A 13,797-nucleotide genomic window follows, 5' to 3' on the forward strand; every position below is an offset into this window, starting at 1 on the left:
CTGGGCTACTCTCCAATGGCCACGCCATGCTGCGGATCATTGATCCACTCGCTCCACGACCCGGCATACAGCCGGCCCAGCGGGTAGCCTGCCAGTGCCAAGGCGAACAGGTTGTGGCACGCCGTCACCCCGGACCCGCAGTACGCCACCAGCTGCTCGGGCGCACGCCCGGCCAATAGCTGGGCAAAGCGCTGCTTGAGCGCTTCTGGCGCCAGGAAGCGCCCATCCGAACCGAGATTGTCGGTGAATGTCGCGCATTGGGCGCCGGGAATGTGTCCTGCCACTGGATCGATGGGCTCCACCTCGCCGCGAAATCGTGGCAACGCCCGCGCATCGACCAGGGTCAACTCGGCGCTGCCCAGGCGCTTGGCCAAGTGCTCCGCATCGATCAACAGCCTGGGGTCCGGCTCGCCCTCGAAGCTACCCTCGCGTTTGGCCGGCGGATCCAGGCTCAGCGGCAGATGGGCAGCGTGCCAGGCCTTGAGACCTCCATCGAGGATCGCCACACCGCTACGCTTGCCCAGCCAGACCAGCAACCACCAGGCACGGGCAGCGAAAGCGCCGGGGCCATCGTCGTACAGCACCACCTCACTGTCGTCGTCCACACCCCATTCGCGCAGGCGTTCGACCAGTCGGCGCGCATCCGGCAGCGGATGGCGGCCGGTCCTGCCCTTGCTCACCGGGCCGCTCAGGTCACGTTCCAGGTCGGCGAAATGCGCCCCGGCGATGTGCCCCTCGGCATAGCTGCGCTGGCCGTAGTCGGCATCCTCCAGAGCGAAACGACAATCGAGGATCACCAGCTTGGGCGAGTCCAGACGCTCGGCCAGCTGTTGCGGGGTGATCAATTGCGCAAGGGGCATGACAGTCTCCTGATCGATGGCACGGTGACCCTGGCCTAGTGCTCCAGGGCCTGATTGAACGGAACGTGGAATTCTTCGCAGAGCGTTTCCACGGCACCGCGGGCATTGGCGGTGACGAAGCCGAGCTCCAGCACCAATACCTGATAGACACCGCGCTTGAAGGCTTCTTCCCCCAAGTGCGCCGAATGCTCGCGGGTGGTGCTGAGAAAACGTACCCATGAGGTCAGGACGATCCAGGCATTGATGGTCAGCGACTCGATCTGCGCCGGCTCCATGGCCAGGATCCCGGCCTCGACGAAACCACGGTAGATCGCCTGGCCCTGGCGCAGGCAGCGCTCGGAAAAACGCCGATAACGGGCAGCCAGCTCGGGGTCGCTGTCGAGCAGATGTTCCAGGTCGCGGTGCAGGAAACGGTAGTTCCACATCGCCGCGAGCAACGCCTTGAGGTAGAAACGCTTGTCCTCGACAGTGGCCGCGCGCCCCTGCGGCGGACGCAGAAAGCTGTCCACCAGCGCTTCGTACTGGCTGAACAGCAAGGCGATGATCGCCTGCTTGTTGGGGAAGTGGTAGTACAGGTTGCCGGGCGACATTTCCAGGTGCGCGGCGATGTGATTGGTGGTGACGCTCCGCTCGCCCTGCTGGTTGAACAGCTCCAGGCTGTTGTGCACGATGCGCTCGCGGGTCTTCATGCGCGGGGCCATGCTCAGCTCCCAATCTGCAGGCTCTCGATAATGCCGCCATATTACGGTGTATCACGCTGCTGATGCACCGTCGGGTTGCGTGAAAAAAAATCGCGCCAGGGTCACTTTTAGAGTATAGGCTCTAGAAAAAACCAGCCGAGACGGGACACCGCCGTGACCTCGCCCATCGCCCTGACTGCTGTGCCATCGGACACCGACCTGGCGTCGACGTTCGCCACCCAACGCCAGGCCTTCGCCGGCAATCCCATGCCCCCTGCGGCGCAGCGCCGACAATGGCTGAAAAGCCTGCGGGCAGCACTGCTGGCAGAGCAACAGGCGTTGATCGCTGCCATCGACCAGGACTTCGACGGCCGAAGCGCCGATGAGACCCTGTTGGCCGAGCTACTGCCCTCGGTGCAAGGCATCCGCCATGCCGAGCGCCACTTGCAACGCTGGATGCGCCCGGCCAGGCGAAGCGTCGGCCTGGCCTTCCAGCCGGCCAATGCCCGGGTGCTCTACCAGCCCCTGGGCGTAGTCGGCATCATCGTGCCCTGGAACTACCCGCTGTTTCTCGCCATCGGCCCGCTGACCTGCGCGCTGGCCGCTGGCAACCGGGTCATGCTCAAGCTCAGCGAGGCCACACCGGCCACAGCCCAGGCACTCAAGGCGCTGCTCGAGCGGGTGTTCCCGGCAGACCTGGTCAGCGTGGTGCTGGGCGAGGTCGAGATCGGCCAGGCCTTCGCCAGGCTGCCGTTCGACCACTTGCTGTTCACGGGCGCCACCTCTATCGGACGCCAGGTCATGCTGGCCGCCGCGCAAAACCTCACGCCAGTGACCCTGGAACTGGGCGGCAAGTCTCCGGCCATCGTCTCGGCCAACGTGCCCTTGGCGACAGCCGCCGAGCGCATCGCCTTCGGCAAGACCCTCAATGCCGGCCAGACCTGCGTCGCCCCCGACTACGTCCTGGTGCCCCGAGCACGCCTGCAGGCGTTCAGCGAGGCCTACCGCGAGGCGGTGCACCGGTTGTACCCGCGCATCGCTGACAACAACGACTACAGCGCGATCATCAACCCCAGGCAGTGGCAGCGCTTGCAGCACTTGTTGGACGATGCCCGCAGAAAAGGTGCCGAGGTCATCGACCTGTACCCTGGCGAGGCCCCCCAAGGCAGACGCCTGCCGCCCCATCTGCTGCTGGGGGTCAACGACGGCATGCAGGTGATGCAGGACGAGATCTTTGGCCCTTTGCTGCCGCTGGTGCCCTACGACCACCTCGATGAGGCTCTGGACTATATCAACCAGCGCCCGCGCCCACTGGCGCTGTACTACTTCGGATACGATCGAGCCGAGCAACGCCGGGTGCTGCAGCACAGCCATTCCGGCGGCGTCTGCCTGAATGACACCCTACTGCACGTGGCTCAGGATGACCTGCCATTCGGTGGCATCGGCCCTTCCGGCATGGGTCATTACCACGGTCACGATGGTTTCCTGACCTTCAGCAAGGCCAAGGCCGTGTTGGCCAAACAGCGCCTGAATGCCGCCCGGCTGATCTACCCGCCCTATGGCAAAGCGTTGCAGCGCCTGGTCTACAAGCTTTTCATCCGCTGAGGTCCGGGCCATGCATCGTCGTGATCTGCTGCGTTTGAGCCTCGGTGCCAGTGTTTTCCTCGGTACCGCCAGCCTGCTCGGCTGCACCCAACAAACGCCTGCCAGCGGTTACCAGGCGCTGCGCGAAGACGACCTGCCCGTGTTGCTGGCGCTGATCCCAGTGGTCCTTGCTGGCACAGGCGCCAGCGACACGTTGGTCCTGCATAGCCTTGACCACACGTTGGCGGCGCTGTCGCCGGAAATGCTCAAGCTCACCCGACAGCTGTTCGACGTGCTCAGCCTGCCCCTGACGCGAGGTCCGTTGACCGGTATCTGGGGCGCCTGGTCCGAGGCCAGTCCTGGGGAGGTCACGGCCTTCCTGCAACGCTGGCAGGACAGCTCGCTGAACCTGCTGCGCATGGGGCATGCCTCGCTGCTGCAACTGCTGTTGATGGCCTGGTACGAGCGCCCGGAAGCGTGGGCTGCCTGCGGCTATCCTGGGCCACCGAACATCTGACCGACAACCCACAAGAGCATCGCAAATGCCAGTGACCGACCCCTTTCGCCAAGGCCTGGAGCGCGGCTGGATCACCTACGACGGCTCGCGCCTGGAGCAGAACCTGAACCTGGAGGCCGATATCGCCGTGATCGGCAGCGGCGCGGGTGGCGCCACCAGCGCGCAGATGCTCAGTGCGGCGGGCTTCAAGGTGCTGTTGATCGAGGAAGGCCCGCTCAAGACCAGCAGCGACTTCCACCTGCTGGAGAACGAGGCCTACGCCAGCCTCTACCAGGAAGGCCTGGGCAGGATGAGCAAGGATGGCGCCATCACCATTCTGCAAGGCCGCGCCGTGGGCGGCACCACCCTGGTCAACTGGGCCTCGTGCTTTCGCACGCCAGCACCGACCCTGGCCCACTGGGCTGCGGCACACGGTGTGACCGGCCTGGACGCCGACGCCCTGCGCCCGTGGTTCGAGCGCATGGAACAGGAACTGGGTATCACGCCGTGGGCCATGCCCCCCAATGCCAACAACGAAGTGCTGCGCCGCGGTTGCGAACAGCTCGGTTACCGCTGGGCGGTGATCCCGCGTAACGTGCGTGGCTGCTGGAACCTCGGCTATTGCGGCATGGGCTGCCCGGTCAACGCCAAGCAGTCGATGCTGGTCACCCGAATCCCCGCCACCCTCGAACAGGGCGGCGAACTGCTGTATCTCGCCCGTGCAGAGCGCTTCGAGCACGACGGCGAGCGCATCGCCCACCTCCATTGCCAGGCGCTGGACGCCCAAGGCGTTCAGCGTACCGGGCGCACCATCCGGATACGCGCCCGGCACTACATTCTGGCGGGCGGCGGCATCAACAGCCCCGCCCTGCTGATGCGCTCCGAGGCCCCCGACCCGCATGGACGCTTGGGTCGGCGGACTTTCCTGCACTTGGTCAACTTCAGTGCCGCGCGCTTCAGTGAACGCATCGACCCGTACTACGGTGCCCCGCAATCGATCTACAGCGACCATTTTCAGTGGGCGGCGGGCGTCACCGGGCCCGTCGGCTACAAACTGGAGGTACCGCCGCTGCATCCGGCCCTGGCCAGCACTCTGTTCGGCGGACATGGGGCCGACAACGCCCAGCGCATGGCCGAACTGCCGCACACCCACGTGATGCTGGCGCTGCTGCGTGATGGCTTCCACCCCGACAGCCCTGGCGGCAACGTGACGTTGCGCGGCGATGGCTCGCCGGTACTCGACTACCCGATCACCGACTACCTGCGCGATGGCCTGCGACGGGCGTACCACAGCATGGCGCAGATCCAGTTCGCCGCTGGTGCCACCGAGGTCATGCCGCTGCACAGCGATGCCGGCCGGGCCAGCGACCTGGCGCAGGCACGTGGGATGATCGACCGCCTGCGCCTGGAGCCGTTTCGTACGCGTCTGGGCAGCGCCCACGTGATGGGTGGCTGCGCCATGGGCGAAGACCCGCGCCAGGCGGTCTGCGACAGCCTGGGCCGCCATCACCAACTGGAAAACCTGTCGATTCACGACGGCTCGCTATTCCCCACCAGCATCGGCGCCAACCCACAACTGTCGGTATATGCCATCAGTGCCAGACTCACCGATGCGCTTGCCCGCCGCCTGGCCAACGGCGCATGAAGACGAACCCAGAGACTGTCCATAATACCTTCGGCCGACCGTGTCACTTGGCCGCAGCGCGTTCGCTGCGCTACCATCCGACTCCCGACGCACTCCAGCCAGGATGACGCGATGAACCGAGTGTTGTACCCAGGTACCTTCGACCCCATTACCAAAGGCCATGGCGACTTGGTCGAGCGCGCTTCGCGGCTGTTCGACCACGTGATCATCGCGGTAGCGGCCAGCCCGAAGAAAAACCCCCTGTTTCCTCTGGAACAACGGGTAGCGCTGGCACGTGAGGTCACCAAGCACCTGCCCAATGTCGAAGTCATCGGCTTCTCCTCGCTGCTGGCGCACTTCGCCAAGGAACAAGGCGCCAACGTGTTCCTGCGCGGCCTGCGAGCGGTATCGGACTTCGAGTACGAGTTCCAGTTGGCGAACATGAACCGGCAACTGGCCCCGGACGTCGAAAGCCTGTTCCTGACGCCCTCGGAGCGCTACTCGTTCATTTCCTCGACCCTGGTCCGGGAGATCGCGGCGCTGGGCGGCGACATCACCAAGTTCGTCCACCCGGCGGTGGCCGACGCACTGACCGAGCGCTTCAAGAAGTGAGCTACACCGCCTGATCATCGCGCCCGCGTGCACTGCGGGCGCGAATGCGGCACAATTGTGCCCATTGCGTTTGAACATGCCCGGGCCCAATGCCCAGGCCGGAGCCCCCATGTCCCTGATCATCACCGACGATTGCATCAACTGCGACGTCTGCGAACCCGAGTGCCCGAACGAGGCCATCTCCCAAGGCGAAGAGATCTACGTGATCGACCCCAACCTGTGCACCCAGTGCGTAGGCCATTACGACGAGCCGCAGTGCCAGCAGGTCTGCCCGGTCGACTGCATCCCACTGGATGAAGCGCACCCGGAGACCGAAGAGCAACTGATGGCCAAGTACCGCCGCATCACCGGCAAGGACTGATCACCGCCCCATCGCCGACAAGCCGGCGAAGGGGCGCCTGTATCAGCGCTGGCAGCGCGGGCAGAACACACTGGCGCGCTGCCCGAGCTTCATCTCGCGCAAAGTCGTGCCGCATAGCTTGCAGGGCAAGCCACCGCGCCCGTAGACGAACAGTTCCTGCTGAAAGTATCCCGGCTGCCCATCCCCGCCGAGGAAATCGCGCAGGGTAGTACCGCCTTGCTCGATGGCTGCCGCCAGTACCCGCTTGATCTCGATGGCCAGCTTCAGGTAACGGGCTCGCGAGATCCCGCCTGCCTCCCGGCGCGGATCGATGCCAGCGGCGAACAGCGCCTCGGTGGCGTAGATGTTGCCCACCCCCACCACCACTGCGTTGTCCATGATGAACGGCTTGACCGCCATCGAACGCCCACGGGACAGCTGGAATAGCCGCTCGCCGTCGAACAGGTCGGTCAACGGCTCCGGGCCCAGGCGCAGCAACAGTTCGTGATTGAGCGGGTCGAGGCTCCACAGCATCGCACCGAACCGACGGGGGTCGGTATAGCGCAGCATCAGCCCCGATTCCAATTCGATGTCCACGTGCTCATGCTTGGCCGCGGGGAGCCCCACCTCGACCAGGCGCAGGTTGCCCGACATGCCCAGGTGACTGATCAACGTGCCGACCTCGGCGTTGATCAACAGGTACTTGGCCCGTCGCTGCACGGTGACGATACGCTGCCCGGACAAGCGCACATCCAGGTCCTCCGGGATCGGCCAGCGCAGGCGGCGGTCGCGCACCACCACACGGCTGACCCGTTGGCCCTCCAGATGCGGAGCGATACCGCGCCGGGTCGTCTCGACCTCTGGTAGTTCTGGCATGCGTCAGTGCCCTCCCAGCTCGCGGATGTTCTGCTTGAGCTGCTCGAAGTCGTATTCCGACAGACCGATGTAGTCCAGTACCAGCGGGCCGACCGCTTGCCACTCGTGATCGACCGATTGGTTGCCCAGCACTCGATAGGAGGCGCAGATGTGCTCGGCCATCTTCAGGACCGCCAGCAGATTCTTGAGCTGAGTCTGGGCGTTGCGCGAGGACTCTTCGCGGAACACCGCCAGGGCATTGTGGTGATTGGCGATCGCCGCACTGATGTGCTCCGGCAGGCGCCAGGACTTGGCGGTGAAGTAGCCGACCACCGAATGGTTGGTGTTGAACACTCGATTCTCGGTGTCCACTACCCGGGTCCGCTCATCGGCCTTGGCGTAGGCATCCTCCAGCACCTCCATGTATTCCGGAAAGCGCTTGAGCATCAACGGCACACCACAATCGTGGAACAGGCCGAGGGTGTAGGCCTCGTCCGCGGACTGAATGCCGGTACGCTTGGCCAGGGTCAGGCAAGTCATGGCCACGTCCTGGGCGGTGTCCCAGAAGCGATTGAGGGTAACGATGGTCTCGTCGCTCATCTCGCCCTTGATCGACTGGGCGTTGATCAGGTTGATGATCGAGCGGCTACCCAACAGGTTAACTGCACGCTGGATCGAGCCGATCTTGTTGGAAAGCCCGAAATGCGGCGAATTCACCAACTTGAGCAGGGCGCCGGCAAGGCCCGGATCCTGGGAGATCAGCTTGGCGATGGTCTCGAGGTCGGGGTCGGGCATGTATTGCTCGAACTGCAGGTCGACCATGATCTGCGGTTGCGGCGGGATGGTGATGCCTTGCAGGGCTTGCTGGATCTGCTCGGCGCTGAGTTCCTGGGACATTAGTGCTTACTCGATGGGGACGGGCGATTCTAACCTCTGTCCAGCGCCTGACGCAGCAATCGGCAGCGCTGTAACCATTGGCGCATTGCGCAGGAACTTTGCCCTCGCAGCGCAGGCCTTCTGGTTCAGCCCTACTGAAAAAGGAGTACAACCGATGAGTACCGATTTGAACGGCAAGCGCGTCGCCTTCCTGGTAACCGATGGTTTCGAGCAGGTCGAGCTGACCGGCCCTCGCGATGCCCTGCAACAGTGCGGTGCGGTCGTGGATATCCTCAGCGACAAACAAGGCTCGGTGCGCGGCTGGAACCACGACAAACCAGCGGATGAATTTGCCGTCGACACGACGTTCGAAGCCGCCAACCTGGACTTGTACGATGCCCTGGTACTGCCAGGTGGTGTACAGAATTCCGACACCATTCGCCTGATCCCTGGTGCGCAAAAGCTGGTGAAAAGCCATGCCGCCGCAGGTCGACCACTGGCGGTGATCTGCCACGGCGGCTGGCTGCTGGTGTCTTGCGGGCTTGTCGAAGGCAAGCGCATGACCAGCTACAAGACCCTGCAGGACGATATCCGCAATGCAGGGGGCAACTGGGTGGATGAAGAGGTGGTGGTCGACGGTAACCTGATCACCAGTCGCCAACCGGATGATATCCCCGCATTCAACGAAGCATTGATCAAGGCCCTGAAAGGCTGATCCATCTCTGCGGTCCCATCGCTGCAGGCGCGAGCTTGTCGGCGATGGGGCCCAACACTTTGTCGAACCCCGCACCGCCCCAGGGACCAACACGCTATAATCCCGCTCTTTTTTCCGGAGCGACGTCATGTCCCTGCCCAGCCTTCGCCTCAAAGCCAATGCCGACCGCCGCCTGCGCGCCGGCCACCTGTGGGTCTACAGCAACGAAGTCGATGTTGCCGCCACCCCACTGCAAGGCCTTCAGGCCGGTCAGCAAGCAGTCCTCGAGGCGGCCAGCGGCAAACCCCTGGGCATCGTCGCGCTGAGCCCCAACAACCTGATCTGTGCCCGCCTGCTGTCGCGCGATGCCAAGCTGCCGCTCGACAAATCGCTGCTGGTGCACCGCCTGAACGTCGCCCTGTCGCTGCGCGAGCGCTTGTTCGACAAGCCCTGCTACCGCCTGGTCTACGGTGACTCCGACCTGCTTCCGGGCCTGGTGGTCGACCGCTTCTTCGATATCCTCGTCGTCCAACTCGCCTCGGCCACCATGGAAGCACACAAGGACGACGTGATCGCCGCCTTGGTACAGGTGCTCAAGCCAAGTGGCATCCTGTTCAAGAACGACTCGGCCGCCCGTGACGCCGAAGGCCTTGAACGTTACGTCGAGACCGTCTACGGCGAAGTGCCCGATTGGGTGGCGCTCGAAGAGAACGGCGTGAAGTTCGAAGCCCCAGTACGCGAAGGCCAGAAAACCGGCTGGTTCTACGACCACCGCATGAACCGCGCACGTCTGGCGCCCTATGTGAAAGGCAAGCGCGTACTCGACCTGTTCAGCTACATCGGCGGCTGGGGCGTGCAGGCCGGCGCGTTCGGCGCCAGTGAGGTGTTCTGCGTCGATGCTTCGGGCTTTGCCCTGGACGGCGTCGAACGCAACGCCGCGCTCAACGGCATCAGCGAGAAGCTGACCTGCATCGAAGGCGATGTATTCGAGGCCCTGCGCGAGCTCAAGGCCGCCGAAGAACGCTTCGACGTGATCATTGCCGACCCACCCGCCTTCATCAAACGCAAGAAGGACCTGAAAAACGGCGAAGCGGCCTACCGTCGCCTCAACGAACAGGCCATGCGCATGCTGACCAAGGACGGCATCCTGGTCAGCGCCTCGTGCTCGATGCACCTGCCCGAGGACGATCTGCACAACATCCTGCTGACCAGCGCCCGCCACCTGGACCGCAACCTGCAACTGCTCGAGCGCGGCGGCCAGGGCCCTGATCACCCGGTCCACCCGGCCATCGCCGAAACCCGCTACATCAAGAGCATCACCTGCCGGTTGCTGCCCAACAGCTGATCCGCATTGGCCCGAGCGCCGGCTTGCCGGCACTCGGGCCAATCGACCTCGTGCAAGTACCGAATCAGAGATTCAGTACATACGATGCGATCCCGAAGTACACCAACACCCCGGCCGCATCGGCGATCGAGGTCACCAGTGGGCCACTGGCAGTGGCCGGATCGAGCTTCAACCTGGTGAACATGAACGGCAGGCTCATGCCGATCAAGCTGCCCACCAGGACAATCACCAGCATGCTGCTGGCGACGATCAGGGCAATTTCCGCACCACCGCGCAGCGCCCCAAGCGATGCCACCGCCACCGCCATGGTGCAGCCAAGCGCCAGCGCAACCCCGCATTCACGCCCGAGCATGCGCAGCCAGTCCGCCATGACCACCTCGCCCGTCGCCAGGCCACGCACCATCAAGGTCGCCGACTGTGCCCCGGCGTTGCCTCCACTGTCCACCAGCAGCGGCAGGAAGAACACCAGAACGATATTGGCAGCGATGGTTTCTTCGAAGGCGGCGATACCCGCGCCTGAGAACAGATTGCCGAACACCAGTACCACCAGCCACAGCACGCGTTTGCGGTATAACAGGCCGACCGTGGCATCGCCCAGGTTACCGACATGGTTGGTGATCGATGCGCCCTTGTGGAAATCCTCTGTGGCTTCGCCCACCACCACATCGAGCACTTCGTCGTAGGTGACGATTCCCACCAGGCAGCCCGCTTCGTCGAGCACCGGCACAGCTAGCAGCTCGTGCTCGCGGATCTGCCGTGCGACTTCATCCTGGTGGGTTGCGGTGCGAACACTGATCACGTCGCGCACCATGATGTCCTCGATGGGCTGATCAGGCGCGGCGAGTATCAATTCTCGCAAGGACAGCGTGCCCAGCAGGTTACGCTGCGCATCGAGCACATAGGACTGATAGATGGTTTCGGCGTCTGCCGCTTCCCGACGGAGCATGTCGATGGCCTGGCTGGCCGTAAGGCCGGCATCGAGACTCGAATAATCGCTGCTCATCAAGCGGCCAGCCGTGCCGTCGCCATAGCCTTCCGGCTGCAGAAGCTCATCGCGGCGGGTCTGGGCGGCCAGGCGCAGGGCCCGTGGGGTATCACGAAAATCGGAAACAGGTTGCATGCAGTTCTCCAGGCGCCGACGCAGGCGCCCGGAGACCTCAGCCAGACAGGCTCAGGTCTTCGCAAGCCCTGGCAACAGCGCACTCAGTGCCAGATCGTGGGTTCGTGTTGAACCGAAAACTGGGAAGGTCCATCAAGAATGAATCTCGTCGAGCCGCACATGCGGCGTGGGGATAATAGGCAAGGTGGCCAGCCGCGTCTGCAGGGAAAAAGGCAGGGATGTGCGTTTCAGAAGCGACCTACAAATCATTTCCCCAAGTCATGCGCGACGTGGTGGTTATTGGCAATGATATTGGCAATCAAGTCGACCTCCCCTACCGAAACGAGCCCCGTAGAAAGCAGGTTGCCGTGTCGTGGGTACCCGGCAGAGGCAGCTCACTCAATTGCACGGTGCGCCTGCGCCGCTGTGGCCAGCCAACAAAGCAGGGCGCCAAGGCAAAAACCGGTGTAAGTAGTTTGCTTGATCAAGTCCTTTTGGGGTCGATGAGTCCCTGCCAGGTTACTGATCTGCGCCTGCAACGGGCCCTATATAGTTGGCTGGGCACGACCGCACCTCGGCTTGCACACGCTAATTCATTCCCTCGCCGCGCCAGCGGTGTAGAATCGGCGTATTCATCGCCAGTCATCCCCGGCGGGTTTATGAGCTCTGGCCAAGCACGCGGCGATCCCGCGAAGTCTTGGCCCCATCCGTGCCAGTGGCAACCGGCCTGCGGCGCTAAGGACAAGAGAAGCTCACTCCCCTATTCGTGACCTGATCAAGCCGCCAGGAGTGTTACATGCCTGATTATCGTTCCAAGACTTCCACCCAAGGCCGCAACATGGCCGGCGCCCGTGCCCTGTGGCGCGCCACCGGGATGAAGGACGAAGACTTCAAGAAACCGATCATCGCCATCGCCAACTCGTTCACCCAGTTCGTCCCAGGCCATGTGCACCTGAAGGACCTGGGCCAGTTGGTCGCTCGCGAGATCGAACGCGCCGGTGGCGTAGCCAAGGAATTCAACACCATCGCGGTCGACGACGGCATCGCCATGGGCCATGACGGCATGCTGTATTCCCTGCCGAGCCGCGAGATCATCGCCGACGCCGTGGAGTACATGGTCAACGCGCACTGCGCCGATGCCATCGTCTGCATCTCGAACTGCGACAAGATCACCCCCGGCATGCTGATGGCCGCCCTGCGCCTGAACATCCCGGTGATCTTCGTCTCCGGCGGCCCGATGGAAGCTGGCAAGACCAAACTGGCCAGCCATGGCCTGGACCTGGTCGACGCCATGGTCATCGCCGCCGACTCTTCGGCCTCCGACGAGAAAGTCGCCGAGTACGAGCGCAGTGCCTGTCCGACCTGCGGTTCCTGCTCCGGCATGTTCACCGCCAACTCGATGAACTGCCTGACCGAAGCCCTGGGCCTGGCCCTGCCGGGCAACGGCTCGACCCTGGCCACCCATGCCGACCGCGAACAGCTGTTCCTCACCGCTGGGCGCACCATCGTCGAGCTGTGCAAGCGTTACTATGGCGAAAACGACGACTCGGTGCTGCCGCGTAGCATCGCCAACTTCAAGGCGTTCGAGAACGCCATGATGCTCGACATCGCCATGGGCGGTTCGACCAACACCATCCTGCACCTGCTGGCTGCCGCCCAGGAAGGCGAGGTCGCCTTCGACCTGCGCGACATCGATCGCCTGTCGCGCAAGGTGCCGCAGCTGTGCAAGGTGGCGCCGAACATCCAGAAGTACCACATGGAAGACGTCCACCGCGCCGGCGGCATCTTCAGCATCCTCGGTTCACTGGCCCGTGGCGGCCTGCTGCACACCGACCTGCCGACCGTGCACAGCCGCAGCATGGAAGAAGCCATCGCCAAATGGGACATCACCCAGACCGATGACGAAGCCGTGCACACCTTCTTCAAGGCAGGCCCAGCCGGTATCCCGACCCAGACCGCCTTCAGCCAGTCGACCCGTTGGGAAACCCTCGACGACGACCGCGAGAACGGCTGCATCCGCAGCGTCGAGCACGCCTACTCGCAAGAGGGCGGCCTGGCCGTGCTCTATGGCAACATCGCGCTGGACGGCTGCGTGGTGAAAACTGCCGGTGTCGATGAGTCGATCCTGGTGTTCGAAGGCACCGCGAAGATCTTCGAGAGCCAGGATAGCGCCGTGCGCGGCATCCTCGCCGACGAGGTGAAGGCCGGTGATATCGTCATCATCCGCTACGAAGGTCCGAAAGGCGGCCCGGGCATGCAAGAGATGCTCTATCCGACTTCGTATCTCAAATCCAAAGGCTTGGGCAAGGCCTGCGCCCTGCTCACCGACGGCCGTTTCTCGGGCGGTACCTCGGGCCTGTCGATCGGCCATGCCTCGCCAGAGGCCGCTGCCGGCGGCGCCATCGGCCTGGTGCGCGATGGCGACAAGGTCCTGATCGACATCCCCAACCGTTCGATCAACCTGCAGGTCAGCGATGAAGAGCTGGCCCACCGCCGTATCGAGCAGGACAAGAAAGGCTGGAAGCCCGCCGAAGTCCGCCCGCGCAAGGTGACCACCGCGCTGAAGGCCTATGCCCTGCTGGCCACCAGCGCCGACAAGGGTGCAGTGCGTAACAAGGCGATGCTCGAAGGGCTGTAAGGGTTTCATGGCAAAAGAAAACCGGCGCTTCAAGCGCCGGTTTTTCATTTCGGGTCAGGACAATCAATACACTTGTGCACTTTTTTGAGCTCGG

Annotated in this window: 13 protein-coding genes; 8 read left to right on the forward strand and 5 right to left on the reverse strand. The window is 63.7% G+C overall.

What is annotated here, in order from left to right:
- Positions 1-5: 5 nt before the first annotated feature.
- On the reverse strand, positions 6-860 hold the full coding sequence (locus KY379_RS07930) for a sulfurtransferase (RefSeq protein ID WP_133325089.1): 855 nt from the start codon (positions 858-860) through the stop codon (positions 6-8).
- A gap of 35 nt (positions 861-895) precedes the next feature.
- The gene (locus KY379_RS07935; protein ID WP_133325091.1) at positions 896-1,561 is read right to left on the reverse strand and encodes a TetR/AcrR family transcriptional regulator; all 666 of its coding nucleotides are present in this window, start codon (positions 1,559-1,561) and stop codon (positions 896-898) included.
- Between the two features lie 153 nt (positions 1,562-1,714).
- Between KY379_RS07935 and KY379_RS07940 the strand changes: the two genes are divergently transcribed.
- The 5 genes from KY379_RS07940 (at position 1,715) to KY379_RS07960 (ending at position 6,217) form a co-directional block, all read left to right on the forward strand.
- Complete coding sequence (locus tag KY379_RS07940; protein WP_261239585.1) at positions 1,715-3,145, forward strand: coniferyl aldehyde dehydrogenase; 1,431 nt, start codon at positions 1,715-1,717, stop codon at positions 3,143-3,145.
- Between the two features lie 10 nt (positions 3,146-3,155).
- The gene (locus KY379_RS07945; RefSeq protein WP_133325095.1) at positions 3,156-3,641 is read left to right on the forward strand and encodes a twin-arginine translocation pathway signal protein; all 486 of its coding nucleotides are present in this window, start codon (positions 3,156-3,158) and stop codon (positions 3,639-3,641) included.
- A 25-nt stretch (positions 3,642-3,666) separates the two neighbouring features.
- Entirely contained in the window at positions 3,667-5,265 is a 1,599-nt protein-coding gene (locus KY379_RS07950) for a GMC family oxidoreductase (protein WP_261239588.1), read from the forward strand.
- Positions 5,266-5,376: 111 nt separating this feature from the next.
- Complete coding sequence (gene coaD / locus KY379_RS07955) at positions 5,377-5,856, forward strand: pantetheine-phosphate adenylyltransferase (RefSeq protein WP_133325099.1); 480 nt, start codon at positions 5,377-5,379, stop codon at positions 5,854-5,856.
- A gap of 109 nt (positions 5,857-5,965) precedes the next feature.
- Positions 5,966-6,217, forward strand: a complete 252-nt coding sequence (locus KY379_RS07960) for a YfhL family 4Fe-4S dicluster ferredoxin (RefSeq protein ID WP_016489663.1) — start codon at positions 5,966-5,968, stop codon at positions 6,215-6,217.
- Between the two features lie 42 nt (positions 6,218-6,259).
- Here the strand turns inward: KY379_RS07960 and mutM are convergent, their stop codons facing one another.
- The gene (gene mutM, locus KY379_RS07965) at positions 6,260-7,072 is read right to left on the reverse strand and encodes a bifunctional DNA-formamidopyrimidine glycosylase/DNA-(apurinic or apyrimidinic site) lyase (protein WP_261239589.1); all 813 of its coding nucleotides are present in this window, start codon (positions 7,070-7,072) and stop codon (positions 6,260-6,262) included.
- A 3-nt stretch (positions 7,073-7,075) separates the two neighbouring features.
- Positions 7,076-7,894, reverse strand: a complete 819-nt coding sequence (locus KY379_RS07970) for an HDOD domain-containing protein (RefSeq protein WP_196171387.1) — start codon at positions 7,892-7,894, stop codon at positions 7,076-7,078.
- 208 nt (positions 7,895-8,102) lie between these two features.
- On the opposite strand from KY379_RS07970, the gene KY379_RS07975 reads away from it, so the two are divergent.
- Together KY379_RS07975 and KY379_RS07980 are read left to right on the forward strand one after the other, a co-directional pair.
- On the forward strand, positions 8,103-8,642 hold the full coding sequence (locus KY379_RS07975) for a type 1 glutamine amidotransferase domain-containing protein (RefSeq protein ID WP_133325114.1): 540 nt from the start codon (positions 8,103-8,105) through the stop codon (positions 8,640-8,642).
- 127 nt (positions 8,643-8,769) lie between these two features.
- Positions 8,770-9,966: a class I SAM-dependent rRNA methyltransferase gene (locus KY379_RS07980; RefSeq protein ID WP_133325116.1), complete on the forward strand. Its 1,197-nt coding sequence runs from the start codon at positions 8,770-8,772 to the stop codon at positions 9,964-9,966.
- A gap of 64 nt (positions 9,967-10,030) precedes the next feature.
- Here the strand turns inward: KY379_RS07980 and mgtE are convergent, their stop codons facing one another.
- Positions 10,031-11,086, reverse strand: a complete 1,056-nt coding sequence (gene mgtE, locus KY379_RS07985; RefSeq protein WP_261239590.1) for a magnesium transporter — start codon at positions 11,084-11,086, stop codon at positions 10,031-10,033.
- A gap of 775 nt (positions 11,087-11,861) precedes the next feature.
- Here mgtE and ilvD point away from each other — a divergent pair.
- Positions 11,862-13,703, forward strand: a complete 1,842-nt coding sequence (ilvD, locus tag KY379_RS07990; protein WP_133325120.1) for a dihydroxy-acid dehydratase — start codon at positions 11,862-11,864, stop codon at positions 13,701-13,703.
- Positions 13,704-13,797: the final 94 nt, after the last annotated feature.

This window comes from Pseudomonas sp. HD6422 (assembly GCF_025377065.1).
Taxonomy (GTDB): domain Bacteria; phylum Pseudomonadota; class Gammaproteobacteria; order Pseudomonadales; family Pseudomonadaceae; genus Aquipseudomonas; species Aquipseudomonas putida_U.

Bases quoted from the DNA above. Each gene is read 5' to 3' on its own strand.
- KY379_RS07930 (WP_133325089.1), bottom strand. From the start codon at position 860: ATGCCCCTTGCGCAATTGATCACCCCGCAACAGCTGGCCGAGCGTCTG.
- KY379_RS07935 (WP_133325091.1), bottom strand. From the start codon at position 1,561: ATGGCCCCGCGCATGAAGACCCGCGAGCGCATCGTGCACAACAGCCTG.
- KY379_RS07945 (WP_133325095.1), top strand. From the start codon at position 3,156: ATGCATCGTCGTGATCTGCTGCGTTTGAGCCTCGGTGCCAGTGTTTTC.
- KY379_RS07950 (WP_261239588.1), top strand. From the start codon at position 3,667: ATGCCAGTGACCGACCCCTTTCGCCAAGGCCTGGAGCGCGGCTGGATC.
- coaD (WP_133325099.1), top strand. From the start codon at position 5,377: ATGAACCGAGTGTTGTACCCAGGTACCTTCGACCCCATTACCAAAGGC.
- KY379_RS07960 (WP_016489663.1), top strand. From the start codon at position 5,966: ATGTCCCTGATCATCACCGACGATTGCATCAACTGCGACGTCTGCGAA.
- mutM (WP_261239589.1), bottom strand. From the start codon at position 7,072: ATGCCAGAACTACCAGAGGTCGAGACGACCCGGCGCGGTATCGCTCCG.
- KY379_RS07975 (WP_133325114.1), top strand. From the start codon at position 8,103: ATGAGTACCGATTTGAACGGCAAGCGCGTCGCCTTCCTGGTAACCGAT.
- KY379_RS07980 (WP_133325116.1), top strand. From the start codon at position 8,770: ATGTCCCTGCCCAGCCTTCGCCTCAAAGCCAATGCCGACCGCCGCCTG.
- mgtE (WP_261239590.1), bottom strand. From the start codon at position 11,086: ATGCAACCTGTTTCCGATTTTCGTGATACCCCACGGGCCCTGCGCCTG.
- ilvD (WP_133325120.1), top strand. From the start codon at position 11,862: ATGCCTGATTATCGTTCCAAGACTTCCACCCAAGGCCGCAACATGGCC.